Raw genomic sequence first — 26,146 nt, 5'->3', positions numbered from 1 at the left:
GTAGCCGCGCCGCCTGTTCCACCGCACACCAAGTCATTTCACTGAATACCTGCTGAGGCCTCACACCATGAAGCTCCCCACTCTCTCCCTTCTGCGCCTTGCCGCAGTAGCCGTCGCTGCCGGTGCCATCGCCACCGGCGCCCTGGCTGCCACCACGGCGCATTACTTCGACGGCGACACCCAGCGCAGCATCACGCTCGACACCAGCCTGGTCGCCGTCATCACCCCGATCCCCGAAGCGGGCAGCAATACCCAGGCGCGCAGCGTGGGCGAGGGCGCCAGCCCCGCACCCCTGGTGCAGCTGCAGCCCGCCAACCAGAGCGTGGCCAAAGGAGCCGGCACGCACACCTCACCCGTGTACCGCGAGGGCAACTCCCCCGCAGGCCGGCTGATGGCACTGCCCGGCGGCGTGGTCGTCAAATTCAACACCGACTGGACCGACGCCCAGGTGCGCGCCTGGGCCCAGGCCAAGGGCCTGGCGGTCGCCCAGCGTCTGGGCACCACCAGCAACTGGTACCTCATCGCCACGGCCCCCGGCAGCGCTGCGCTGGAGCTGGCCAACAGCCTCAAGGCGGGCGGCGAGGTGCTGGCGGCCATGCCCAATTGGTGGAAGCAAACCGCAGCGCGTTGAACCGCCCCCCGGGGCCAGCCACGCCTCTTGCAAGGGGCGTGGCTGTGTCAGATGCGCGCACAATTTCCTGGCTCTGCGCGCCGTCCACAATATCCAGCTTCTTGATCGCCAGGCAATTGGTCACGCAATGCCACCCGCTTCAAGCGGTGACAGCAGACTCAGCAAGTTGTGGATCCCCGGGGACTACTGCTCCTATGGCAAGTGTCGACGGTCATACTGAACGGTTGTCGACGCCGCTGTCAGGCGCAATTGAACTTGAAATTCGTTGTCAATGGATTCAACGACTTGCAGAGCGACGAATTGGGCGTTTGGTGCACTTGAGGTTGAAAACCGATGTCCAGATAAATTGTCGAACCAGACTTTCGACAATAGTGCGGCCATCGCAATTTTTGTGTGCTGTGCAGAGTGTTTTTCGTGTCGACGCGCCTGCTGAGAGCATGGCCGTATCCAGCGGCTGGTTTCATGCGGCTTCTCTTCGACCCTGCAACGCGCTCGCTAGGGAGCTGGACCGATGGTCAGGCGTAATACTTGAAGTTGTGCCGCCACTTATCGGAGGTGAGGCCTGGGTTGGCCAGCAAAATTTCGCCTACCCGATCTGAGTACTTGACCGTGATAGGACGCCCCTCGCCGAGCTGACAGGAGTTGTAGTTGAGCTTCGTCAGCCCCAGGATATCTTTGGCGATCTGGACGATGTCGCCATCGCCGTGCTGGATTGAGATGGACAAGGGCACCGGGACCTCGAAGCCGTCATAGGTCGCAAGGCGTGGCTTGAAACCGTTGGTGAACAGTAGTCCATGGCGTGCAGTTCGTTGCCAAAAAACGCCGCGCTGTACAGGGTGCTTGCCCCGCTGTCCAGCCTCAGGATGCTCGTCGTGGCGATACAACCGCATGCCGCCTCTGTCCTGTCTGACGCGGATGGCTACCAGCTTGACTCCTTCAGGCAACGCCCGCTGAAACCCGCGGTACTCCTCAGCGCTGATACCGGAGTTCGAGTGCAGGAAAATTTCCTTCAGCGGTCGCCCGTCTTGCTCTTGATAGGTCGCGACCGTTCCTCGCAGCAGGGCCTCTGCCTTTTCGGGCGGTAGGTGAAACTCACCGTCTTTCGCCGAATACCACGGGCCGAACTCACCGACAAACACAACACCGTCGCCACTGTCCAGGAACATCTGCGCCGCGCAGCACGCCGTGCGCTCGTCCTCTGCCAGCTTGTAGGCCAATCCAACGTAACAAACACCTTCTCTGGCCCACGGCGTTTTCCATGGCTTAGCGCCGCACTTGTAGAAGATGGCCGTGCTGAAGTTCCACAGCCGATCAGACAGCGGATTGGTTCCCTTCTCGCCGTTGCGGATCTGCGCCGTGACAAGTAGCGTCGACTCCCTGATGATTTGAACTGGCAGCTCGTGACCCATCATCCGGCCCTTAAGCTGCCGTCTAAAGTCGGGCGAGTAGCCTCGTGCCTCCTCAAAGGCGTCCATGCCTTCGAGCACTGCTGCGACGTGGGGGTCGTCATCCTCAAACAGCCCTCCTTGACCAGAATTCCGGTTGGTCAGGGCCTTCTTTAGGAAGGCCACTTCGTCCTTGCTACGGGGCTCGTCGCTACGCTTGACCCGAGACACAGTCGAGTTGGGGCGGCAGTTGTCGAACACCTCGTCAGGGACGATGCAGATAGCCAGGGCCGGGCGTGAATCCAGCTTGCCGAGGCGGTCGAGCTGCTCCATGTACAGGTTCGTCACCTCGAAAGAGCGGTCGTGCTTGTCGGCTTTGCGCGAAGCCTCCGACAGCTTGGCCGCATCCAAGATGTAGCTGCGAATCGGTGACGGCCATTTAGCTCCAAAGGCGACATCGAAGCCAGGAAACGGCGGCCAAGCGCGGTGTCGGCTCGGGTCTATGCATGCTGATGTAGCATTCAATGCTGCGCACCACTGCTTCCAGGCCTCGACACCCTTTTCCGTGCCAATGACGATGTTGTCGGGAAGTTGGCTGCGGGAGTCTGCCGGTCCAAAGAGTGCTAGCCCATCGTGCGGGTCTTCAGCAGTTTGTCCATGGCCGAATTCGAGAAGGGGCTCGCCTAGGAAATGAAAAGTGTTCGTCATGCCGCTTGAGTCTCCGTCGAGGGCGCCGCGGCGTCATCATCATCTTCGTCATCACGCGTGCGGAACGCGGCTAGCTCCTCGCCAAGGTCGGCTTGACGAGACAACGCCTCTACATCCAGTCCGACTGGACACTGCCAGCACAACGGGGCGGTATCTACGACGACTGCTCGTTTTCCTTCCCCTATTTCGATATGACCCGCACGGGTCTCGAGAGCCTGAATAATGCCGAGCATTCGCGCCAGGAAATGGTTGTTCCACCACCCCTTGGTGACCCCCTTGCGACGTCTCGCGATATCTTTCCCCGCAAACAACTTGCCGTCGACATCAGTCACTCGGATGTATATGTTCAGAACGACAGTCCAGGTGCCGTCCGCCTCCCGCTGCGGCCGAAAGCGCGGAGCCAGCTGGTAGAGCGTTGTCTGGACGGTGTCTCCCCGCTTTTTGTTGCGCTCACCGGTCAGTTGCACCCGCGTTGAACGCCCGTCGACGTGACAGTACGGCTGGTTCCACTCGCCGTCTTCACGCTCTGGGAAATAGAAGATCTTTCGGTCGTCGCAGTACTTCAGCCCCTTCTGCACGCAAACAACCTCCAGGCTGCGTCTTGCGAGTTCTTTGGCTAGATCCTGCGTTGGCTTCCCGTCTCTGTGGGATGTGTCCGACCAGGAAAACTCTGGGGGCCTGCGGTCATCGCGCAAAGGAAGACTGCCAGGCGGGTGCGGACAGAAGGAGACCAAACGACCAGGACTCAGCTCAACGAACGCCCATCGGCCTCGCAGTTCAGTCGTCTCGGCTGCAGTCAATGACCGTGTGAGGTCGGTGATGAGCATCGCCAAGGGGAGGTGCAATGAAAACATGTTCGCGTAGACAGGCTCGGGCTTCGCAACCGTGATCCTACTGGGCAAGTAGTCCCGCAGCGCAATCTGCTTTCCGAGGTCTCCCTCGAGTCCTGGGTGGATACCAAGCGTCGTCAGCCGAGCAAGCACCTTAGCAAGCCCATCGTTCCAGGAATCAGCAAAGCTTGCCTCAGCTACTGATTTCATCCTTGACGGAAGGCGCGGGTCCAAGCCATATATGCAACTGCAAGGTAGCGCAAACGACTCTTTGGCGGCAGCGAGAGCGCAGCGCTCAATGAACAGCGCATCGGAGAGGCTCGCCTCGGAAAACACCGGCAGATACTGACACCCCCGAAGCTCGATGAGCTTCCGAACGCTGGCGTCGGGGTCCTCGCCGGCCAAGGGCGCTGTGCCTCGACACCAAGTCCGGTATCCGGCCAAGGTCAGGCGGCGCGACAACCAAGTAGCCAACGCATGGTCCGCATACACGTGGTCGATGAGGATTGTGTCCCTGCTTTCTGCCAGCGACTGCCCACCCGATTGGGGAAAAAATGGAGGCGTGAAGATACTGGGATGCTGGGCCAGCAGATGCCGCTGCGGACTGACCAGCTGCACGCGTAGCCGCTCAAGGTCGAAGAGGTCAAGGGTCCAGCCGTACCTCTTGGAGACCAGCTCGTGTACGCGATCCTTGTCCGCAGCGTTCAGCGCTTCGGTGCAGACGAACACGAAGATGCTGGGGTTGTGGTCAAGCTCCTGAACTCTCTTGCAGTCGCTCTTAAGCTTGGCTTCCCAGTCCCCGCGAACGGTATAAGCGAAAACGATGCGGCGGCCAGACGCATCACTTCTTATGATGGCATCGCGCCCACCATCACCGGTACCGCCCAACGGTTCGATGCCTGGGTAATCCGTCCCGGCAAGGAGGGCGGAGCAAAGACGCTCGAAGTCTCTGTAGTCAGAGACACGCTCAAGACAGTAGACGATTGGGTCAGCGGACATCTGTGCAGTCTAAGCTGTGAATAGCTGGGGCGGTCGTAGCGAAGGCAAAACACAGTCATTCCAGCGCCGCATATTCAAACGTAGGTAACTGCGGACCTTTTGCCAGATCACTGTTGCCTATGGAAGAGCAATCTGCGTTGGCCAACCATTGCTCCATTGCGCGCTGACTGCCGCCGCAAGCCTCGGCATGCGGCGGCTGCATTCGCGCTTTCAGGGCCCGCGAAGTTGGCACTCGAGGTCGACCCTGCTTCCAGCACCGCAGATGCTTGATGAATAGAGGGAAAAGTGCAAGACTGCTCAGATTCACTGGAAATTTCAAAACTTTGCAGATCATGACCCACACTTCGCAACACAGGCACGGATCGGTCGCTGCAGGCACCGATGCGTTGAACGCGGCCCGCGAGAAATTTGACGACCATGGAATCAGCATTGCCTGTTGGGCGCGTGAACGAGGCTTCTCTGCGGCACTCGTTTACTCGGTCTTGAATGGAAAAAGCCAGGCAAGGCGCGGGGAAAGCTTTCGGATCGGGGTTGCCCTCGGCCTGCGCAAACCGCCGTCCGGCGACCTCTTCGGCCGCGCTTCTGTGGAGCAATCAACGCGCGTTTGAGTTCGCGCCAAGGAGAACACCCGTGTAGAAAGCAAAAAGCCGATCAAAAAGACCGGCGTTGCCGAGACTCTGCGAAGAGAGAACTCTTAGGTTTGCGGAACCCTGGGAGCAAGTATCGAGGCAGTTCTTTGCAACGTCAAGTGCCATACGTGGCGCTGGGGTGAAACACGCCCCAACGAAACAAGAATTTGCTATGAAACTACCTCCATCAAGGGGCCTAAGCACCCCTGACGGCGCGCGTGCGCGCCCTGTCAAGAAACCTGCTGAACTGCGCCGACAAGAGCGACATGTTGCACAAGGTAGAGGCGTCGGAACGGGATCGAGTTACAAGCCCTACATACAGATTGAAAGAAGCGGCTTCCAGTCGCGGGGCCGCTCGCATCTGCTGTTCAATCCGCAGCTGGAGCGACATCACCACCTGCTAAGCGATCTTGAGCTTTTAACGTTCCTCTGGGCCTGGTCCTTCCAGGCCTCGGATTACCGAGAACAGCTCCCTCTTCAACGCTTTGAGCTGGATCCGCTGTTTCTATTTCAGCCGAAGCGGGCATTGGGCACTACAGAAATCGCGCGCGCTCTCGGTATCAAGCACCCGAGTATCACGAAGAACGATCCCAAGATCATGACCACCGATCTGCTGGTGACTTTTTCGGACCGAAGCCACGTAGCGATCCACGCTAAGTACCGAAAGGAACAACTCGAAGCGTCCGATCGGCAGATCGATTTGAAGTTGATCGAAAAGCAGTACTGGCGAAGCCGGCACGTCAAATTCCTCGTCGTCGACGAAACCCCCTACACCGAAGGCCGTGCAAACCAGATGGTTTGGGCGTTGGATGGAATGTTCTGGAACGAAGGCGATGCGGCCTTGGCGGCCATTCTTCGTTACCTGAGCCTCACGCCGCCCCGCGCACCGATGAACGAGCGAATTGACGCCGCTGCATACGCAACCGGCCTGTGCTTCGAGGATGCCGTCCGTGCCTTCAAGTTTGCGATGCTCAATCGCAAATGGGTCGTGCAACTGGGCATCGAGTTGGTTCTCTCGGACCCATGGCCAAGTCGTCCCTCGCGTATCGCTCCCGTGCTGTCGGCGCGCAGCTTCAAAGGGGTGTTCACATGATTCACTTGGACGAGTTGATCAGGGTGCCGCCAGGCACTCAAGGGATTCGGCCCGGAGTTCACCGGGTCGTTTATGTCGCTCAGCGCGAACGACTTGCAGCCTTGTTCTGGATGGGGCTTGGAAAACCTGAGGAGGCGCTGAAGTTTTCCAGTCATGCCCGCAAACCGAAGGCTTGCGATCTGCTCCACATTGAGGAGCTGCTGCAGAGGAACTTGATTCAACGGGTTGCCGTTGAATCGATCGCGACACCGCCTAACCGAGTGCGCTGGGCCCAGGAGAGCACCAAGATTGCAAAGCGCAACAAGTCGATACTTCTGGAGCTGACGCCCGACGAAACGCAGTTCTCGCTGTTGTTCTCAGGTAGCTGGACCCGGCACCTACAGGCTGTTGCGGCGAGGCACGAAGTCTCCAAAAAAACCGCAACGCTCCTGCTCTTGCGCTACTACGGCCTCCGACGCGACATAGAGGCTGCAAGTTTGGATGGTCGCTGGCGCAAAGGTGAATGTAGTGAGCGCAAGGTCACGCGGAAGCTGGGGCGCAAGCACAAGCGGGTGGAGTCGGGTCATCGCCCTGAGGCTATCGGAAGAAACGCCACTCAGGATGATCGCGATCTCATCAAGATCTTCTACGACACTGCGGCCGACCAGAGCGCATCCAAGGCATCGTTGTATAGCCACTATGAGGACCTGTTTTCTCCGACCAAGTGTACAGAGGAGGCTGACGGGACGATCGAGCTAAGCAAGGACGAAAGCGTACCCATATTGAACGAGCGCCAATTCAGGTACGCGCTCAATAAAGTCGTCGGTGAACTCAAGCTGCTTGAAAATGCGGCGGGTGAACGCCGCATCAATCTGAGCAACCGGGTTGCGATCGGCTCCGCGCGAGATCGAGTGGAGTACCCGGGCCAGTACTACATCATTGATGCGACTGTGGTGGACGTGTACCTGGTAAGTGCCTTCGATAGGCGGCGCATCATTGGGAGGCCCGTTCTGTACGTCGTCATCGACGCTTTTTCATCATTGATCGTCGGTTTCCATCTGGCGCTGGAGGGGCCCAACTTTGCGCAAGCTCGCATCGCCATGTACCGGGCCGTTTCGGACAAGGCGCAGTGGTTGAATTGGCTTGGCGTACCTCACATTGCCCATCTGCTGCCTCAGGGCTGTGTTCCAACTTTTTGGTTTGCCGACCGAGGAGAGCTGCACAGCGCCGACAGCAGGGCCTTGCAAGTGGAGCTGACCACCAGCCTTAGTCTGGCGGCTGCTTATCGAGCCGAGTGGAAAGCGATCGTTGAGCGCAATTTCGGCGTGCTGAACACCACGTGTGTTCACTGGGTTCCGGGAGCTGTGCGAAACCGTGAAAAAGAGAGGGGCGCGCGAGATTACCGACTTGATGCGATCTTCACCCTGAAGGAATTTTCTCGCTTCATCGCGCGCCAGGTGGCAAAGCTCAACCTCACCAGGGACATGAGCCGCCACCTCAGTGGCTCCATGGTGTCCAGGTCGGTGGTCGCAAGTCCCACAAGCTTTTGGACTTGGGGGATCCAGCACAAGCACGGAAGTGCGAGGTATCTGCCTCAGGAAGCAGCGGTGCGATCCATGCTCCCCCATACGACAGCGTTGATCACGCGGTTTGGACTGGAGAGCGAGAAGCGAACCTACGTGGGCGATTGGATGAAGGAGCACGAGCAATTTAAGCTGGCAGGCCACAACGTATCCGTTAGCCCCGCCAAACTCACCCCTTCGCCAGACAATCCGGCCTTGGCTTGGTGCCAAATGCCGCATGAGTCTGCAATGCTCGAGGTGAAATTTCAAAACCGGCACCACGTAACCCAGGAGTTCTGCAGCGAGGACGTCACCGAATTGGAAACCGTCTGCGAGTTCTTGGGCCAGGATCTGAAGGACGACACGAAAGCTATCCGCATCGACCTGTCCCGGGAGAACCGTAATGAGGTGCGCGAAGCAAAGGACGCGACCGAGGCGACCTTGGCGGCAACCCCATTGACCAACTCTGCGCGCACAAAGGGCATATCCGCCAACCGAAAGGCGGAGGTGCAAGCGCTGGAATCAAGGACGACGCAAACTTCTCAGATTGTTCCCGCAGGCCATGCCTCACCCGAAGTCCTTCCAGCCCATACGACCGCTGAAGCTGCCCCTGGCACTGGCGTCGACTACTTCAAGCTGATGTCCACAGAAATGGCGCACTGGAGTGAATCATGAGGGTCAAGGCGCACTACTACCCGGTGAAGTTCTGCCCAGCATACGCTGGCAATCCACTGATCGAGGCCTTGCCTGCGATCAACTCGCCATCTGAAGCCTTGCAAATTTTGCTGGCCCGTCCCGACATCGACATGCATGAGGTGAGGTCAATCCCGGCACACCAGCGAATGCATTCGTTGAGTCTGCTTGACTCCCTCTTCATACCCCGGCCGGAAATGAGCCCTTTGGAATCGGAGATCGGCATGCTTATTCGCTCAGGCTACGCCAAGCGAAATCCGATCTTGCCGAACACTACGCGCCAGATCTACACGGCACGTGAGCGAATGCGGCTTCAAGGGGGCGTTGAATCACCTTTGCCGCCTTGTTTGGCTCTCACAGGCATGAGCGGGCTCGGCAAAAGCCGCAGCATAAAGTCGATCCTGTCGCTCTACCCGCAGGTGATCCAACACCGGCGGTACGAGGGCAAACGCTTCAACCACCAGCAAATCACCTGGATTTCCCTGGATGCACCCGTCAACGGATCGGTGACCGGCTTTTTGCTGCGCGCGTTTGGAGCAATCGATCGGGCACTGGGAACGGAAGGACCCGCAAGCTACGTCAACCAGTACGGACGCGCCAAGATCAGTGTGGACACCAAGATTGAGGAACTCGGCCAGATCGCCTCCACATTCCATCTGGGCTTGCTGCACATCGATGATCTGCAACGATTGGCGGAAGTCGGAAACAAGAAAAGCCGCCCCGTCATCAATCTGATCATCCAGCTGGCGAACGTGGTCAAGGTACCGTTGCTGCTCAGCGGGACGCACCAGATGGTCAATCTGATCGCGGGTTCGATGGAAGCGTCGCGGCGGGTTTCATCCGAAAGCATTCAACATTTGAAGCTGCCTGGCTCTGCGCAGGACGGACATTTCCAACTCCTTGTCGCGGCACTTGAAAAGTACCAGTTCGTGGACAAACCCGCGCGCTTCGATGCAGCATGGAAGGACAAGCTCTTTGACTTGTCTCAAGGTCTTCCTGCGGTGCTGCTCAGCCTTCTGAAAAATGCGCAAAAGATCGCGCTGCGCACGGGCCAGGAGTTGAGCCTTGGCCATTTGGACGTGGCCTACCAGGAGCACTGCACCTTGCTCCATCCGGCGCTTGAGGCCTTGCGGAAAAAGGAAGGCGACTACTACCTTGCCTACGAAGACCTGCTTCCTCCGCAAAAGCTGCTGGAGTTGGCAAACGAGAAGCTTCGCAAGCAAGCGAGGAAGGCGATCGGTGCTCCATGACAGCAGAACCAAAAGCCGCGCTGCGCGAGGCGCGCAGCAATCTGTGGCGCTACTACCCCACCGCGGCGCCTGGCGAGACGCTGTACGGCACTTGCGCGAGGTTTCACCATCTGGCCGGATTCAAGCGTCCGGCGTTGACCGGGCGGCTCCTCTTCGACTTTGAGCGCGCTGCCTCCAAGCGCTGTGCTCCCATGGGTCTGAACACGTTCAGCGCTTGCGTAAGAGACGCGGGGAAGCCGCAGGAGATTGTCGAGACGATGACCGTTGGAGCGCTCTATCTGCGGTTCATGGTGCCCGAGAGAGCGCAACGCGCTCTCTCATGGTGCTGCCACTGCGGTGCAGGAAGAGAGAGATTCGCTTTTGGATGGGGAAGCGCGCAGTTTGAGCGACAACACCCGCTACGGCTCTGCCCCATTTGCATGAGGGCGGACGCGCAGGCTATCGGCTTCGCATACTGGCACCTGGAGCATCAGCTCCCGGGAGCGCTTGTGTGCAGAACGCACCGGGAGCCGCTTCGCGCCGTGGCAAGTCCATCAAGCGGATGGAGGATGCCCGAGCTTGCGCACTCGCGTCTGTGCCCGGGCGTGTCTGCCAGGCAGCATGCGTTCTTGGGCCAGCTTTCGTCCACGGTGGCCGCCCTGTGTGATGCCCGGCCGATCGATGGCCGGTCTCTCAGGGCCGCGATCTGTCGAGAACTTGAGCAGGCCGGTGTGGTTCGCGCTGGGGGCGCGCTGGCCATGCAGAATGTTCAACGGTGGCTTGAGGGTCAGCTGCAGGATCTCGTGGAGTGCCTGTCTGCTTTCGATGCGCAAAAAACCGTCCCAGCAGTCTGCGGCGTGCTGGAGAAGAGCCGTGCGCCCCATCCGCTTCGCATAGCACTCCTGATGACCTGCTTGGTACGGGAAGGCGCATCTCTGGAGGACTTGGCGGCGGCGACGTGCAAAGCGCCGCATGGGGCAGATCGCACAGCACCTTCGACCCCCACGTCGCCGGCACGCGCATACACCTTGCTTGAGACGGGCATGCAAGCCAAGGAGGCTGCAGAGCAGGCAGGGGTTAGCAAAAGCGTTGTGGCCCGCTGGCTCTCCGATCCCGTTCTGCGAGATCGATGGAATACCGCAAGGAAACGCCGCTTGTTCGACACCCACGCTGCGGCAGTGTGCGAGGCACTAGCGCAGGGCGCCCGCAGCACGGCAGATTTGCGCAGGGACGCCAATGCTGCCTTTCAATGGTTTGTCCGCAACGACCCTCAATGGATGAACCAGCAGCTCGTCGAGTCGCAGATGCCGGCCCAGTTAGCTCTTTGGAAATAAATTGACTGCTTCAAACATCTTCTTCCCCTCTCCTGAAGCCGATGAGATGCTTCACAGTCTTGTGATCATGGGCTACCGTCTCTCCGGGTATTCGAATTTTAAAGAGTTCAAACAACAGACCTACAAATGCCATTCCGATGGCAGAAATTGGCATCCAGACTACCCGTACATCATCAAGCACCTTGACAGTTGCCGTTTCACTGGAAAGGCGATGCTTTACAACATGCTGCAACTGCCCTACCACATTCCCTTCATGACGCCAGTCTCTCTCGCCATGAATAACCTGGGCGGGTCGAAAGCTCAGTCGCCGGCGAACGCACGGCGCATGCAGAGCATCGGTCCTACGTTGAACTACTGCCCAAAATGCGTGCAGCGGCAACTTGGTATCTATGGCCGATCCTTGTGGGAACGATCCCACCAGCTGAAGTTCGCCAGCGTGTGCTGGCGCCATGGAACAAGGCTCATTCCTGTGGAGCAGCATCTACATCACCCGCTCCTTCCCGCTGATTTTGAAATGCAGGACACAGAGTACGTTTTTGACAGCCGCGAAATATGGCTTGCAAATCAGTCGCGTGATCTGCTTGTGGGTAATCATGGTCCTTCAAACTTGGCTGCAATGGCCGGTTTGTATCGGGCTCGAGCGATCAGTTTGGGGTACACAAGAGGCCGAAAAATTGACTACGGGACTATTGTCGATCACCTGAAGAAGCGCTTCCAGGAGGACTTTCTGCTCAGGACTATGCAGTGCGCCGACCTTGATGGGGTGCGTGGTGCACTTTATGCAGCAATGAACTCAGTGCGCCTAGTTGCCAATCCAATCCACCACTTGTTCTGCATGGAGGCACTGTTTGGTGATCAACGGTTGTTTTTCAGCCAGCTCAAGGCACTCTCCCGCTCAGAAGAAACTGCGGGGCGCGTCGCCGCTCTAAACTCCGACGAGACAGGTCCGGTCCACAAGCAGATTTTTATGGTGGAGCTTCGGCGCAGCGGCCAGGAGGTAATGGTCGCCCTGCACAAGAATTTCCCATTCACGCATTCGTGGATTTTGCGCAATGCGCTCGTCTGGTCCCGGCGAAAAATTGCCGAGCTCACTTTGCGAGGGCCGAAGCGTCCGTCGCAACTGAGGCTGGCGGCAAAGCATCGCAATTTTCGAGAAGCTTTGGAGGAGCAAATGTCCCGGCGGGCAATTCATGCGAACACTGCTGCCAAAGTGCTTGCGAGTGGGAGCGCAGTGGGCGCTCACAGCGCCCAGGCGTTTCATCGGATGTCGTCAGAACTGCGACGTGCTTAGCGCTGATTGCACAACAACTCATCAGAATGTGGCCACAACGGCGTCGTGTACGTTTTTCGGATGTCGACAAGCTGCGCAATCTCTCCAAGACATTCACGTTGACTGTTTGCAGCGCGATGAGCGGCACGTTGTGACTAAAACCAATAAAGTCCGTCGGATGAAAAGAAGGTCCGTCGGGCATTTCCTGCATTGTGGAAATCAGCGGGGCTCCTGCTCCCCTCATGGCATTATGTCGACGGTCCAAACGGATTGACCGGAGCTATTGCACCGAAGGCAGCAAACTGGATCCTTCATAGGGCCAAGCGCCGGTAGTGATCGCGGCCCAGATGGCGTCACTCACATCCTCCGAGACCTGAACCAGGCCTCGGACTGCATTTAGCAGCATGAGCGACCTGAGCAGTTGGTCTTCCTCAGGTGGATTGCACAGCTGGTAGCTCCGCCCTGACTCCGTTTTGACTATTGCCCTGGGCAGGTCTATGGCTTGCAGTAAGGAGGTGATACGCAGTGACCCCGAATCAAGTTGGGCGGCAATGTGCAGAGTTCCATTGCCCCTCCGCAGGATGCGCCAGTGGTGCAGTTGGACCTCGGGCTGCGAAAGGACATCCGGCGCCGGACGCTCGTTGACAAGGTAAAGCTCCATGATGAACCTCGTTGTTCGTCCAGAGGCAAGCAGGATAGCAAAGCCAATGCCTGCACCAAAGGTGTTCCTCGAAAGCCTTTATTGGGCCGCCTTGGTCGCACTTTGACAGGTAGGACCTTCAGCCCGCGCTCTGTCTTGCCTAGGAATTAAGCACTCCGTCAGGACCCGCGCCGGTGCAGGCTCTGCAGCGCATACCACGGGGATATCCACAGGTTCATCCACGGCTTGAGTGGACATTCTTCTGAGGGAAGATGCAGGGGCAGAACCAAAGCAAGGAACGAATACCGAGCCCTTGATTCCTTACTGCCCTTGAAGGCCCGGCTCATTGGGGGTATGTTGCTCCCATTGCAAGGAGCGACCATGTCAATCGACCGTTCCATCTACAGTGGGGTCCCCGCCGACTTCCCTGTAGCCGCGATCCCTTCTGCTCTCTCTGGCGCGCATCCAAAGATGAGCTTGACCGAAGAGGATGGGAAGTTCTATGCCCCCGGCACCTCACCCTCCGAGGTCGCTACCGCCTTCGAGGTCTGCGAGGACCTGGTCGTGCAGATGGTTCCCTACTGCGAGCGCAAACTGGCTGCGTTTCAGGGTGATCAGGAGGCTACGCTGAGAGCGGTTTTTCGGAGCTTGCTCAGCAAAAAATGGTGTACCGACTTGCAGTCCGAATGGATTGTGCAAAAGACCGCTGAACGTCTCGGCTGGCCTTTCTCCCAATCGATCCTCGTTCCATAACTTGGGCGACCAGCTCGTCTTTCACCTCACCCGAGTTCCTCGCCTGGTAACTCGGTCAAAAGTGAACAGGTGCTCCTGAGCTGCTTCAACGCAGCAGCCAAACAGCCTGCGTCGCTCGTGACCTTGACCGTATCGCAGCTCAACCGCTGCAGCGCACACCGGACAGTTGGCCGTGTAGCGGACCAAGCCAATGACTCTTCCCTGATCAACCTTGAAGCTCTCTAGCTGGGCGGGCTCCTCTGTCAATCTGACTAGGCCATCGGGTGCCGGAATGATGCGATCTTCCAGCAGCCACCAGGTAGTCCGAATCTGGTCCAGCATGAACCAGCCGATTCCGAACGCAAAGATCGCGAACGCGAGATCCGCAGTTCGAAGCGGCCGATCCATCAACAGATGCAGCCCACCCGTCGCTACAAGCAAAAGCAGCAGTATTCCTGGCACAAGGAAAGTGCAGGCAAACAGCAGACCTCGAGCCGACTTGACCTTGAACGAACCTTTGCCCAGCAGAAGATGGGCCAGGTACGAGGACTTAACAGTACCTGCCTCCGAGTAGCCGTACTCGATCTGCTGGCTGGGGGCCTCCAAAACCGGTTCAACCGGTTGGTCAACGGGTTGTAGGGCAGTTGGGTCCTTCTGCTCGCCCGGGACGTAAGCCTCCAAGAACCATTTTGCACGGTGCCGGCCACGCGGTGAGTGCTTGCCCAATCGGATGGCATGCGCAAAGCCCTTGCCTTCGAAGAAGGCCTCAACGCTGCGTTCCCGGCTTTCGAGGTAGGCGTCGAACTGGACGCCCTTGACCTTCTTGGACGCCGCAGTGAAGTCATCTTGCTCTGGCCAGTCACAGGCTTCAGCGAGCTCTTGTGCATCGAACTCACGCAGTTGGATGTCCTTGGAGTTGGCTTCCGCCTTGATGGACTCTGCGACCAATCCACGCAAAAGGGCCATCGCCCCGTTGTCGTCGCGCTGGGTATCCAGCCAGTCCCGCAAGCATTGCAGCAGCTCTCGTAAGACGGGTTCGGGCAACCCGTTGGCAACTGGTTCAGGGCTGGTTGGCAGGCTATCGGATCGCAACACTGGGTTTTCCTCCACTCAACTCTTGGACTTCCTATGTTGTCACTGTTTGCTCTGCACACCTCCAACCGTTTTGTTCATGTGACTGAAGTTGAGCGCGGCTTGGCCTGCGATTGCCATTGCGCCGTCTGTGGCGAGGTGGTTCTCGCCCGCCAAGGCGACGTTCGGGAGCACCATTTCGCGCACAACTCCAACACTGAGCCTTGCGCATCCAGCTACGAATCTGATTTGCACCGGTTCGCTAAACGAGTAATTGTCGAAGCCGGCGGTCTGGTGGTTCCTGTCACTGCGGCCATATCCACAGCCCTGGGCTTTGGCGCACGGCTGGAGCCCTCACTTCTCCTTGCGTGCACCGATATCGAAGAAGAAGTCACCGTTGGTGATCTTCGGCCAGACCTCCTCGCTGCGACAACCGCCGGCGTCAATGTGGCCATCGAGATCGCATACTCATCATTTTGCGATGCAGCAAAGCGCCAGGCATACGAGCGGCTGCAACTGCCCGCGATCGAAATCGACTTGCAGTCATTCACCCCAACAGCTTTTGACGTTAGTCAAGTCAAGCGGGCGATCCTAGAGGTCACCGAAGGCAAAACCTGGCTTTGGCCCGAGCCTATGGAGATCGAATCGGCAGCGCTTGGGGAATCTGTGTCAGCACACCCAGATGTCACCCCGCCACGCCCATTCCTGCCCGAAGAGATCGTGACGATCCAGGGCCGCTGGATCTCGGTCAAGGAACTGCCCAGTGGTGATATCGCCATAAAGGCCGTTCGATACGACCCGGAAATCGTCTCTGTTGTGCGCATAGTCGCTCGCGCCCACTTCGGGCGGTACCGAGGAACCCACCACAACTGGGTGATTCCTCGTTTCAGGGCTGAGGCAGCGCGAACACAGTTGCGGATGATCGCCGCGAGCCTGTCTTAGCGGTGTCAGCTTCGGATGTGCGGCCATCGCGCGCTGCAGGGAGTCGGCAAGGTCCGAGATCTGTGTCGAGTCAAAGCCGTTCACAAAGTACTTTGCTTGCCAACCGACCTCTTGCCCATCAGCGTACCAACGATAGCATTCCAAGCCTTGGTCCGCTCCCACGCCTTTTCTGAGGAAATGCGATCCCTCTGATGGATCTTCGAGGGCAGCAAGTTGACAGCAGAGTTCTTTGAAGCCACCCATCTGGGTACCTCGATGCTCTCGGATACCTGTGAAATCTATGGTGAAAGGCAACTTGGACTCCGCCTAGAATCTTGGTTACGTGCGGTGGTACTTGGTCCCACGATTGTTAAATGCTGGCATCGTTCCTTCCAGAACATTCACGACGTGTCCGTTGATTACTGGATTCTCGATTGAACCAGCGACATAGGAGATCTTGGAGCCGTTCCTTCGGTCAAATGTGGACCATATGATTTGCTCCGCATCGCACACCACGGCGAGGTTAGGGTTGTGTGTCACCATGATGATTTGGCGCTTCTTCTTTGCTTCGGTAAGCACAGGCACGAGCAAGCTAACGACTGTCTCGTTGTCTAGATTCTCTTCCGGTTGATCGAGGATGATTGGATTTCTACCTTTGTCCACCAACAGGTAGAAGATGAGAAGTAGAGCACCCCGCTGACCAGGGGAAAGCTGTTCGATTCGCGTATCCTGAAAAAGTAGCGTGTATCGGGGTTCCAAGAAGGAAAGATTGAACAATAGATCGTAGACATCCGTCGCTGTCTTGTCCTTTCTTAGCAATGGAACGATGCCGTAGGGTGTCTTGCTCACTCCGGTTGCAGCCACCTTCGAGTGGAGCTCAGAGACAAAAGCAATGACGTCGTCGCGTTTGTTGAAGTCAAACCTGTCGGCGAGGGCACGAATGGCCACGATTCCTTCTTCGGTGCCTCGGAACTCGCCTGCCGTCTGCTTGATCTGGTCAAACAGTGCAGCTGCTATTGTGTCCGCCGAGCCGTGGAGCGCTGCTTCAAATTGGAGCTTGTACTCTTCGCGAATGAGACTGTTGCCCTGAATTAACTCTTGCACAGGCTTGAACAAGCTCTCACGTGCTTTTCGCTGCGTTTCGAGAACGTCAAAGATTTCCCCCGTCAGCTTAACTCTCGTGGCTTGATGGCTGGCCAACTCCGCCGGCAGCTTGTCAAGTTGTTCTATACGCGCTTGGAGGCCGAGAAGCGCTTCTGGTGTCTCCGGCGTTCCAGTCAACTCAGACAGCTTGAGGTTCCACGCCTCGAGTGCTTGAACACTTTCTTGATATGCTAACTGCGGTCCGTTCAACTTGGTGTTTAGGTCCGTCTGCTGGGCTTGCAATTGGACTCTTCGTCCTTCCACTTCGGTTTTTTTATCTCTGAGTGCTGCTCTGCCTTCTGCGATCACGACCTCCGCGCTATCAAGCACTTGGGTGTTCAGATTCATCGTGACAAGCTCTTCTAGCTTTAGGCCGAGAAGTCCAATGTCAATTGACGCATCTTCAATGAATTGTTTGTACGCTCGTTCTAGAACTCGAAGCCGTTCGCGTAGATTTTGGATTGCCTTTAGCTTTCCCAGCAAGGCGAGTTCTGTCGAATTGTTTGTCGATTCGGATTCTTCAATCGCCTTCAGCTCGGTTCCTATGGAATCGATTTGCGCTGCGGCCTCTTGTTGTTCTGGAGTGAGCGCATCAGCAGGTTTGATCTGCGCAATTGGTCGCAGCTTGTTGTGCTCTTCAATCTGGCGGTTTTTGACTTGCAGGAGTTCTTGCAACTCGTTCTTGACATTCGGTTGAAGCTGTCCTTCGAATGCGGAAATTTCTTGATTTGTCCGGTGAAGGTCCTTGCGAAGGTCTATAAGCTGCAAGCGATAGCCGCTCTCTTGCCGGTCAATCAACTGATCAAAGTCCAGTGCGCCAAGTCGAATCGCTTCCCCAGCATGAGAGAAGATGACGGCACGCAACTCTTTCTCGAACGCATCGGAGCTTCCACTCACATGTGCGTTGCAGAGTTCCTCGAAGTGACCTTGTGGGATGTATCGGACCATCTCGACCTTATCGGGAGGTGGATCGTCGTTCAGGTTTCGTATCTCTTGGGTGGAATCCAGCCACGCAAGTTGTGCGGAAAAATTCTTCGCCGGATCGCCCGCCTTCCCCCGAAATCGGCCTTTCAGCAGAAAAGAGAAATGGAGCTTCTGGCGCGAATTGCCTAGCAGCGCGACAACGTCTGCAAGCGCGCTTTTGCCACTCCCCTTGTTGCCTATGATGGCAACTAGATCAGCGTTCAGCGGCAACTCAGTCCCATCGAGCCAATCTCCTATAGCAGTGGGAACAGTCTTGCGTATCGATACCCGATCGATAAAAAATGTCTTGTTCGCGTCAACCTCCAGTTGCTTTGGCGGGCGCTCACCGATAAAAGACCGCTTGGCAGGCTCCTTGATTGCTTGTTGAAGACCATGAAACGTTGGATCAGCCTTGATCCAGGTCGCCTTAGCAGAGGGGTAGTCACCGTAGCCTCGCTTGTCGTTATCCCCCTTTACCCCAACGAAACGATGGGCATCGCTACCCGACACAACCAAGCGAGGGATATTGCCTAGACCTTCTTGGAAGCTTGTTAGGAAGGTTTTGTTTTTTTCGGTTTTTTCCCCAACAAAACATGAACGAAGATGAAGGTCACGGGACTCAAAGATAGGCGACGCCTTGAAGAGGCTGATGAAGTAGCCATAGTGCTCTTGCCACTTGACTTCAGCCAAGCCATCGCTTGTGTCATAGGGCATGAATCCGATCGCAAGACCATCAGGAACCTGTCTGATGCCATCGCGATAGCTTTCAGCTGTGATCTCGGCAATGGTAGATCCCGCGAACTTCGCTTTGTCTTGATCTTCCATATCGCTCTTCCTGAAGGCATGGAGCTTCAGGACATCTTCCGATACGCTTTGAGCCAGCGAGATCAAGGCATCGTCAGACAATGGACGATCAATGATTGCAATCCGGAGGGCGGCTTTGAAGTCCTTGAGCGCCTGATCTGGTGTCTGATCAGAGAATAGAACGTGCGCATTGAGCCTTGCGGTTGGAGTCCGCATGGGCGCCATGAGGCGAAGCTCGATTCCTGGGAAAACTGTTTTGAGCAGCTTGGGAGCATCCACCTCTGCGAGGCGGCGTTTCAGGGCGAACCAACCATCAAAAGTCCAGTAGTCCATCAAGGCAAAGACTGCTGGCTGAGCTGCATTCATTGCAGCAATCATTTCGTCCACGAGCGCCCGGTTCGCGGCTGAAGTGGGGTCAGCATCGAACTTCGATCCACTCCAATGGAACGATGCCGGTGTGTGAATGTGCAGGTCCCATTGGCGCCATTCGGAGCCTCTCTCAAATGCCGATTTATATGTGGCCATGTCTCCCTCCATGTACATCTTGTTTCGATTATGGTGATAACTGTAGGCATTGGCAAAGTCGAAATTACCCAGTCCCGCAGCTGTATGGGCGCTGTAATTCCATCCAGTCATGCACAATCACCGCATGGAACTCGACCAGATCGCCATCGCCCTATTCGGCGCCCTCGCAGCCTGGCTGTCCCAGGCTCGCAGCGAGAAGCTGCGGCGCTGGGCCTGCATCTTCGGCATCCTCGGCCAGCCCGCCTGGTTCTACGCCGCATGGAAGGCAGACCAGTGGGGCATCTTCCTCGTGAGCGTGATCTACCTGGGCGCCTGGATACGCGGCGTCTGGGTCCACTGGATTGCGCCACCACCTGCATCGGGTGTGGGCACCATCCAGATCGTCCCCCGCAAGTGAGGTTGCCGCAAGGTCCGTCCGTGGGCAATCAAGAGGAGCTTTTCGCGTGAAATTCATCCACACCGCAGACCTGCACCTGGACAGCCCCCTGCGCGGCCTGTCGTCCTATCCCGATGCCCCCGCCGAGCGACTGCGCACCGCAACACGCGATGCCTTCGATCGCCTGGTAACAGTGGCTATCGACGAGAAGGTGGCCTTCATGGTCATCGCTGGCGACGTCTACGATGGTGACTGGAAGGACTTCAACACCGGACTCTTCTTCGTGCGCCAGATGGGCCGCCTGCGCCAGGCCGGAATACCCGTGTACCTGCTCTATGGCAACCACGATGCCGACAGCGAGATGACCAAGGGCCTGGAGCTCCCGGACAACGTCCACACCTTCGCATCGCGCAAGGCCGAGACCTTCCGCATCGAGCCGCTCAAGGTCGCCCTGCATGGCCGCAGCTTCAAGGTGGCCGCCACCACGGACAACCTGCTCCCTGGCTACCCCATGCCTGTTGCCGGCTGGCTCAACCTCGGCGTGCTGCACACTGCGCTCGAGGGCAACAACGAACACGCCAAGTACGCTCCATGCTCGGTGGCCGAGCTCCAGGCCAAGGGCTACCAGTACTGGGCCCTGGGCCATGTGCATGAGCACTGGATCGAGCGCGGGGACACCACCATCGCCTACCCGGGCAACCTGCAGGGCCGCCACATAAGGGAGACCGGCTCACGCGGGGCGCTGCTGGTGAGCGCCGAAGGAGGCGAGATCACCGAGGTCGAGCGGATCGAAGTCGACGTGCTGCGCTGGCATGCCTTGGCCGTCGATGTCAGCGCCTGCGAAGACCTGCGGAGCGCCGTCCGGTTGGCGGGCCAAGCCATGGAGGACCTGCTTGCCAACTCACCCGCTGGCCTGCCCCTGGCCGTTCGCGTGAGCTTCACCGGCCAGTCCGCCGCTCACGCGGCCCTGGCCAGCGACGAGGGACAGCTGCGGCAAGAGATGATCGCCCGGGCCGTCGAGCTGGACCCGGACCGCATCTGGATCGAGAAGGTGCGCGTCGCCACAACGGCTCCTGCGACACAAGCTGTCGGCCTGGAGGGCGAAGCGCAGGACGCACTGAACGCACTTCAAGAGCTGGCCGCCTCTGCCCACACCGATCCAGAGTTCCTGCAGTCGCTCCAGGCCGACTGGCAGGCCATGCTGGAGAAACTACCGCACGATGTGCTCCAGGCATCCCTCGAACTCGCAGAACTTCGCCAGGCGGATCCATCGCTCATTGCCGACCGGGTCCGCCAGGCGATCCCCGTACTCATGGCTCGGGTAGCCGGCGCCGGCGCCCCAGCCTGACCTCACCACCCAGCTCGACACCTCCATGCGCATCCGCGAACTCAAGCTGATCCGGTACGGAAAATTCACCGACCGTCACCTGTCGCTGCCCCAGCAGCCCAGAGACATCCATCTGATCGTGGGTCCGAATGAAGCCGGCAAGTCCACTGTCCGCTCGGCCATCGGAGACTGGCTGTTTGGCATTCCCGTCCGAACGTCGTTAGGGTTCCTGCACCCGATGTCGGAGTTGCGTATCGGCGGCATGCTGGAGCGACTGGCTTCGGGCGCGGCAGAGGGCCAGCAACTGGCCTACGACCGCATCAAGGGCAACAAGAACACCGTGCGCTCGCCCGACGACGTGGCGCTGGCGGATGCGGTGCTGCAGCCCTGGCTGGGCGGGATGCAGCTCAACGCCTTCCAGCGCATGTATGCGCTGGACCACTCCACACTCGTCGAGGGCGGCGCCGGCATCCTGTCGGCGTCGGATGATGTCGGCCGGCTGCTGTTCCAGTCGGCCGCAGGCATTGAAGGCCTCGCCGATGTCCTGCAGAAGCTGGAAGCCGAAGCAGACAGCCTCTGGGGAGCCCGAAAGGCAGGCCACCGGGTCTACCACCAGGCACACGAAGCCTACGAAGCGGCTGGCACCCAGTTCAAGCAGGCGGTGCTCAAGACCAAGGATTGGAAAACCCAGCACGACGCCTTGCTCGCAACCGAGCAGGCCCTCGCCGACGCACGCCAGCGCGACCGGGACACTCGCCAGCAACTGAACCAGCTGGAGCGCATCCGCCGCGTGCGGCCCATGCTGCAAGCGCTGGATGCTGCCCAGGCCCAAAGGGAAGCACTGGGCCTCACTGACGACGTTCCGCTACTGCCAGAGAACGCATCCTCCACCATTCGAGATGCGGCCCAGGCCATGGCCCTGGCGCGCGCGGAGAGCGAGCGCCTCGGACAGGAGAGCTCTGCGCTGCGCACCCAACTGGAGGGCATCCAAGTCGACCAGACCCTGCTGAATCTGGCGGCGGATATCACCGACCTCAACGAACGCAGGCTGCAGTACCGCAGCCACAGAACGGACATCGTTAAGCGCACCGAAGAGATCCAGACCCACTGGACTCGGGTGAAAGAACTCGCCGGCGGTCTGGGTTGGGCGACCGATACTGAGGAAGCTGTGCGCAAGCGCCTGCCAGCCACGACCACGCGGAGTCGCCTGGTGAGCCTGCTCAAAGAGCGGGGCACATTGAACCAGCAATTGCGCAGCGCCCAGTCCGCGTTGACCGATCGCGAGCAGCAGATAGAGCAGGCGCAGCAAGCGCTCGAGCGCCTGGTTGCGCGCGAGGTACATCCAGGGCTGGCGGGCACCGTCGAAAAGGCGCTGAAGCTCGGCGACCATGCCGGTGCAGTCTCCCAGCTGGCTCAGAAGGCGGATGCACAGAGGACATCGCTTGCGACTGCCCTGGCCGGCCTAGGCAAGTGGCGGGCTGACCCGGAAGCTCTTGCAGGCATGCTCGTGCCCGACGACACCGTTGTGCAGGGCCTGCTGGATGAGAGCCGCACTGGAGTCGCAGAGGCCCAGGCGCTGCAAGACGCGGCAGCGACGAAAGCGGAGGAGTTGCAACGGCTGGAGTTGGAGCTGCAGCAGTTCGTCCAGGACTTTCAACCGGTGACCCGAGAACAGGTGGACGAGGCCCGCCGGTCACGAGACAAGGAATGGCGGGCGATCAAGGCCGCGCCAAGCGAGCTGACCGCCAAGGCCAATGCCTATGAGCAATGGGTGAACAAGGCCGATGGGCTCGCTGACACCAGGCTTGATCGCGTCCAACATGACGCGACTCACCGGTCCAGAGCCGAGCGCATCGAGCATGTGCGTCTGGAGCTGCAGGGACAGCAGACACGGCTGCAGGCCGCAAATGACCGGATCGAGGCCCGAACGCGCCAATGGCAAACCCTGGCGGAGGCGAGTGGACTGCCACCGTTGCCGCTGGAGATGGCGCCGGTGTGGCTGCGCCAACGCAGGACAATTCTGGAAATCAGTGCCGAGCTGGGCCAACTCGACCAGCAGCACAAGGACCTGGTGACCGCCGGTGTCGAACTCGCAACTGCCCTCTGGTCGATGCTGGGCGGTGCCGCGCAAAAGACCGAGATGCCCACCCTCCACGACGGCCTGCAGCGAGCACGCAAGCTGCTGGCTGCAGTCGACCAGGCGCAAGGCCAACGCAGCGCACTGGAGCAGCAGGTGGCCGACGCCCAGAACAGCGTGCCCAGACTGCACAACTTGGTGCAGCAAGCGCAGTCAACGTGGAGTGAGTGGGAGACCGCCTGGCAGGCGGCCGCAACAGCGGCAGGCTATGAGAGTGCTGCGACCGCTGACCAGATCGAAGCGGAGTTCGAAGCAATCCGGGAGGTTGAACGGTTGCTGACCCTGATCCGCAGTATCCGCAGCGAACACATTGAACCGATGCAGATGGATCTCTCCGACCTGAAAGCGACTGCTGATGCCCTTGCTCAGCGTGTCGCCCTGGACTTGGTCGAGCAGGATGCGGACGTGATTGCCCAGGAACTCTTCGCGCGCCTCACGACCACCAAGCAGTCCGAGAAGACGCAACGCGAACTGCGGGCCAGGCTAGTCCAGGTCGAGGCCGAGCTCGCCGAGGTCCAGCAGCGCCAAGCAACTCAAAACGCGCGCTTGGCGCCATTGATGGCCACGGCAGGTGTGGACGATATCAACGCGCTTGCAGCGGCAGCCGAGCAGTCCGAACAGCGCCGAGCCTTCGAAGCCAAAGTCAGTGCAGCCCAGTCCGACCTGGTGCACGGCGGGGATGGACTGGGCCTGGACCAACTCCGCCAAGAGGCGCAAGGCGTCGCTCCCGACGAGCTGATGGCCGAGATCGAGCGACTGGGCGCGCAGTCTGCCCAGCTGGTGGAAGAGATCGCCCAGTTGAGCAGCCAGCACGGAACACAGCGCAAAGCCTTTGAAGCTCTGGACGGGACAGACGCCGCAGCGAGGGCCGATTCACGCCGCCAGGAAGCAGTGGCATCCATGGCGGATGCGGCCGAGCGCTACCTCAAGCTGCACACAGCAGCCCGCCTGCTGAAATGGTCGATGGAGAAATTCCGCGAGACGAGGCAAGGCCCGATGCTGGCCAAGGCCTCGGCGACGTTCAACACCCTGACCCTGGGCTCGTTCGAGCGCCTGCTCGTTGACTCCGCTGACGAGAAACCCCGGCTCTTCGGGATCCGCCCCAATGGCGCCCAGGTTGAGGTATCGGGGATGAGCGAAGGGTCCCGGGACCAGCTGTATCTGGCACTGCGTCTCTCGGCCCTGGAGCTGCAGATCGAACAAGGTCTCAACATGCCGCTGATCGCGGATGACCTGTTCATCAACTTCGATGACTGGCGCACAGCGGCTGGGTTGCAGGTGCTCGGTGAGCTATCGAGGAAAATGCAGGTGATCTTCCTGACCCATCATGATCACCTAGTGCCCCTGGCCAGGGAGGTGCTCGGTGACGACCTCAATGTGGTGACGCTCTGACGAAACAAGCCGAGTTGCAAAGGCTGCCTGCTATGCTTTCTTCATCAGCATTTTGAAGCGGAGAGAAAGAATGGATGCCAATGAACGCCTGGTGGCTTTGAGCCGCATGCAAGAGACGTCGGACGCTTTCTATCGCAGCGCCGTGCTCATTGGAAATCACCCGTTCATCGAGTTCGCTGGGCTCATTAATGAGTACATCACGGCCTGCCGCGCTGCGCACGCCAAGGGCATCGATTTCACGCAGTGCAATGTCCACAACGGGCAGGCCCTGCCCCTTCATCCCGTGATGTCGGACTACATTAATGAGAAGCTGGAGTGCATCTTCTCTGGAGCGAAGGTGCTTGAGGCCAGCGAGACGGCCTGAGGCCGCTGAAGTCGCGCAAAAAATGCTACTGGGCCTCTGCCAGCAAAGCCAGGGCTTTGCGCTTTCCCAGGTCGAGAACCTCGCGGATCCGCAGCAGTTGCGCTGCGCGAGGATATGCCTTGCCGGTCTCCCAACGGTAAACCGAAAGGTGGCCTGCCTGAAGCAACTTGCCCATTTCCTTGGCCGTGAGGCCCAGTTCGGCGCGCTTGGCTGCCAACGCTTCGGGTTTGAAAACCCATTTGCGGCCGCTTTTGCGCGCGGGTGCCTCTTCTTCCACGGCCGCCTTCGCTGGAGTCTTGACTTGTCGCTGTGCGGCTTTGAGCTGCGACGTCAGCGCCTTCACGTCACGCTTCAACGCGGCTATCTCGGAGCGATGGGATGTCAGCGCCTTTCGCATGCCCTGGATCTCTGGCTTGAGTTCCTTGCGAGCCATGCGCACAACTTCGGCGCGGAATGCATTCGAAAAAGTATTCATGACCGCATTGTGTACGAAGTCTCGTTGCCTTCATTTGCGGCTACATGTAGGGTCTAAAAGCCGGAAAGGTTCGAATTCCCTGGCGATATTTTTGCTCACACATTAGCGGTCGAATGTCAGTCGTTCGATATGGGCGAGGTCGGAGGCTCGGCACAATACTCTCTCCGCGTTCTACTGTCGCCGTCAGCAAATTGGCTAAATGCTTGTCACAGTGAATCGCCCCGGATTTTTCAAGATGAAGTACGCATTCATCGAGCGACATGAGCACCAGCAGAGTGCACGTCGCATGTGCAGGCTCACGACTGTGCACCCAGGTGGCTGCCACGGCCGCAAGTGCGATCCGGTGAGTGCTTTTGGCAAGAACGATCAACACTTGTTGGGCGTGCTCAAGCTCGCATTGCTGGAGAGTGGCGGCGTCTATGGCTATCGCAAGCTCACACTGGACATGCGCGATCTGGAAGATCGCTGCGGCAAGCACCGCGTGGCCCACTTGATAAAGCTCGAAGGATAGAAAGCCAAAGAATCTCCGTGTGCAGCCTCTGGTTTCCAGAGCAAGGGATCGATATGATCCATATACGGGGCGGTGGCGAGCGGAATCTTCTCGAACATTGATGCTTTCTCAGAGGCATGGGCCACATTCGCGCACACGAAAGCGCCTCATGCAGGGAGCGGCAAATGGAGTTTGAATACTGAGCCGCAGCCCAACTCGCTGCGCACGTCGATGCTTCCGCCGTGTTCCCTCGCAATCTGTCTGCTGATGTACAGACCAAGTCCAAGCCCCGGGGCGGCACCGTAGTCTCCAGCACGTTCAAACCGTTCGAAGATGCGACCACAGTCCGCTTGAGCAATCCCTCGCCCACCGTCGCTCACGCTCAGGACAGCTTCCATGGGAAGCCTTTCCAGACTTACACAAATCGGCTTTCCAGGCCCATAC

At 58.7% G+C, this 26,146-nt stretch carries 19 protein-coding genes and 2 pseudogenes; 15 read left to right on the top strand and 6 right to left on the bottom strand.

Going from position 1 to position 26,146, the window contains the following annotated elements; all coding sequences use genetic code 11:
* Positions 1-67: 67 nt before the first annotated feature.
* On the top strand, positions 68-631 hold the full coding sequence (locus QYL93_RS30705; RefSeq protein ID WP_305747224.1) for a hypothetical protein: 564 nt from the start codon (positions 68-70) through the stop codon (positions 629-631).
* Between the two features lie 515 nt (positions 632-1,146).
* On the opposite strand, the gene QYL93_RS30700 is transcribed toward QYL93_RS30705, so the two are convergent.
* Together QYL93_RS30700 and QYL93_RS30695 are read right to left on the bottom strand one after the other, a co-directional pair.
* Positions 1,147-2,724 carry a hypothetical protein gene (locus tag QYL93_RS30700; RefSeq protein WP_305747223.1) on the bottom strand — a complete coding sequence of 526 codons (1,578 nt, stop codon included), beginning with the start codon at positions 2,722-2,724 and terminating at the stop codon, positions 1,147-1,149.
* Positions 2,721-4,553 (bottom strand): hypothetical protein, encoded by a 1,833-nt coding sequence (locus QYL93_RS30695; protein WP_305747222.1) that lies wholly within the window; start codon positions 4,551-4,553, stop codon positions 2,721-2,723. The genes QYL93_RS30700 and QYL93_RS30695 overlap by 4 nt, the downstream gene beginning before the upstream one ends.
* A gap of 332 nt (positions 4,554-4,885) precedes the next feature.
* On the opposite strand from QYL93_RS30695, the gene QYL93_RS30690 reads away from it, so the two are divergent.
* From QYL93_RS30690 to QYL93_RS30660, 8 genes and pseudogenes are all read left to right on the top strand, one after another.
* Entirely contained in the window at positions 4,886-5,161 is a 276-nt protein-coding gene (locus QYL93_RS30690; protein ID WP_305747225.1) for a DNA-binding protein, read from the top strand.
* Between the two features lie 193 nt (positions 5,162-5,354).
* Positions 5,355-6,275 carry a TnsA endonuclease N-terminal domain-containing protein gene (locus QYL93_RS30685; RefSeq protein WP_305747221.1) on the top strand — a complete coding sequence of 307 codons (921 nt, stop codon included), beginning with the start codon at positions 5,355-5,357 and terminating at the stop codon, positions 6,273-6,275.
* Entirely contained in the window at positions 6,272-8,491 is a 2,220-nt protein-coding gene (locus tag QYL93_RS30680) for a hypothetical protein (RefSeq protein WP_305747220.1), read from the top strand. Before QYL93_RS30685 ends, QYL93_RS30680 begins: the two co-directional genes overlap by 4 nt.
* Positions 8,488-9,759 carry an AAA family ATPase gene (locus QYL93_RS30675; RefSeq protein ID WP_305747219.1) on the top strand — a complete coding sequence of 424 codons (1,272 nt, stop codon included), beginning with the start codon at positions 8,488-8,490 and terminating at the stop codon, positions 9,757-9,759. Before QYL93_RS30680 ends, QYL93_RS30675 begins: the two co-directional genes overlap by 4 nt.
* Positions 9,756-10,262: pseudogene (locus QYL93_RS32045) on the top strand (TniQ family protein); the annotation flags it as partial. The gene QYL93_RS30675 and the pseudogene QYL93_RS32045, both read left to right, overlap by 4 nt.
* Positions 10,263-10,367: 105 nt before the next feature.
* Positions 10,368-11,072 carry a hypothetical protein gene (locus QYL93_RS30670; RefSeq protein WP_305747218.1) on the top strand — a complete coding sequence of 235 codons (705 nt, stop codon included), beginning with the start codon at positions 10,368-10,370 and terminating at the stop codon, positions 11,070-11,072.
* 1 nt (position 11,073) lies between these two features.
* Complete coding sequence (locus tag QYL93_RS30665) at positions 11,074-12,363, top strand: TniQ family protein (protein ID WP_305747217.1); 1,290 nt, start codon at positions 11,074-11,076, stop codon at positions 12,361-12,363.
* A 1,000-nt stretch (positions 12,364-13,363) separates the two neighbouring features.
* Positions 13,364-13,735, top strand: coding sequence for a hypothetical protein (locus QYL93_RS30660; protein ID WP_305747216.1), 372 nt, complete (start codon positions 13,364-13,366; stop codon positions 13,733-13,735).
* Between the two features lie 21 nt (positions 13,736-13,756).
* Here QYL93_RS30660 and QYL93_RS30655 read toward each other — a convergent pair whose 3' ends face one another.
* Positions 13,757-14,809, bottom strand: a complete 1,053-nt coding sequence (locus QYL93_RS30655; RefSeq protein WP_305747215.1) for a hypothetical protein — start codon at positions 14,807-14,809, stop codon at positions 13,757-13,759.
* Positions 14,810-14,842: 33 nt separating this feature from the next.
* On the opposite strand from QYL93_RS30655, the gene QYL93_RS30650 reads away from it, so the two are divergent.
* Positions 14,843-15,727, top strand: a complete 885-nt coding sequence (locus QYL93_RS30650) for a competence protein CoiA family protein (RefSeq protein ID WP_305747214.1) — start codon at positions 14,843-14,845, stop codon at positions 15,725-15,727.
* Between the two features lie 318 nt (positions 15,728-16,045).
* Here the strand turns inward: QYL93_RS30650 and QYL93_RS30645 are convergent, their stop codons facing one another.
* On the bottom strand, positions 16,046-19,141 hold the full coding sequence (locus QYL93_RS30645) for a TrlF family AAA-like ATPase (RefSeq protein WP_370877082.1): 3,096 nt from the start codon (positions 19,139-19,141) through the stop codon (positions 16,046-16,048).
* 124 nt (positions 19,142-19,265) lie between these two features.
* Here QYL93_RS30645 and QYL93_RS30640 point away from each other — a divergent pair, with 124 nt between their 5' ends.
* The 4 genes from QYL93_RS30640 to QYL93_RS30625 all read left to right on the top strand — a co-directional run bounded on the left by QYL93_RS30640 (position 19,266) and on the right by QYL93_RS30625 (position 24,737).
* The gene (locus QYL93_RS30640) at positions 19,266-19,538 is read left to right on the top strand and encodes a hypothetical protein (protein WP_305747212.1); all 273 of its coding nucleotides are present in this window, start codon (positions 19,266-19,268) and stop codon (positions 19,536-19,538) included.
* Positions 19,539-19,584: 46 nt separating this feature from the next.
* Positions 19,585-20,865 carry a DNA repair exonuclease gene (locus tag QYL93_RS30635; RefSeq protein WP_305747211.1) on the top strand — a complete coding sequence of 427 codons (1,281 nt, stop codon included), beginning with the start codon at positions 19,585-19,587 and terminating at the stop codon, positions 20,863-20,865.
* Between the two features lie 25 nt (positions 20,866-20,890).
* On the top strand, positions 20,891-24,373 hold the full coding sequence (locus QYL93_RS30630; protein ID WP_305747210.1) for a YhaN family protein: 3,483 nt from the start codon (positions 20,891-20,893) through the stop codon (positions 24,371-24,373).
* 70 nt (positions 24,374-24,443) lie between these two features.
* Complete coding sequence (locus tag QYL93_RS30625) at positions 24,444-24,737, top strand: hypothetical protein (RefSeq protein WP_305747209.1); 294 nt, start codon at positions 24,444-24,446, stop codon at positions 24,735-24,737.
* A gap of 25 nt (positions 24,738-24,762) precedes the next feature.
* Here the strand turns inward: QYL93_RS30625 and QYL93_RS30620 are convergent, their stop codons facing one another.
* Complete coding sequence (locus QYL93_RS30620) at positions 24,763-25,212, bottom strand: transcriptional regulator (protein ID WP_305747208.1); 450 nt, start codon at positions 25,210-25,212, stop codon at positions 24,763-24,765.
* Positions 25,213-25,444: 232 nt separating this feature from the next.
* On the opposite strand from QYL93_RS30620, the pseudogene QYL93_RS30615 reads away from it, so the two are divergent.
* A pseudogene (locus tag QYL93_RS30615) lies at positions 25,445-25,720 on the top strand (IS3 family transposase); the annotation flags it as partial.
* A gap of 149 nt (positions 25,721-25,869) precedes the next feature.
* Here the strand turns inward: QYL93_RS30615 and QYL93_RS30610 are convergent.
* Positions 25,870-26,146 (bottom strand): sensor histidine kinase KdpD (locus tag QYL93_RS30610; protein WP_305747207.1); only part of this gene is annotated, 277 nt, incomplete at its 5' end.

It is taken from the genome of Acidovorax sp. A1169 (assembly GCF_030704685.1).
Taxonomy (GTDB): Bacteria; Pseudomonadota; Gammaproteobacteria; order Burkholderiales; family Burkholderiaceae_C; genus Acidovorax.
This window is presented reverse-complemented; position numbering and strand designations above follow the sequence as displayed.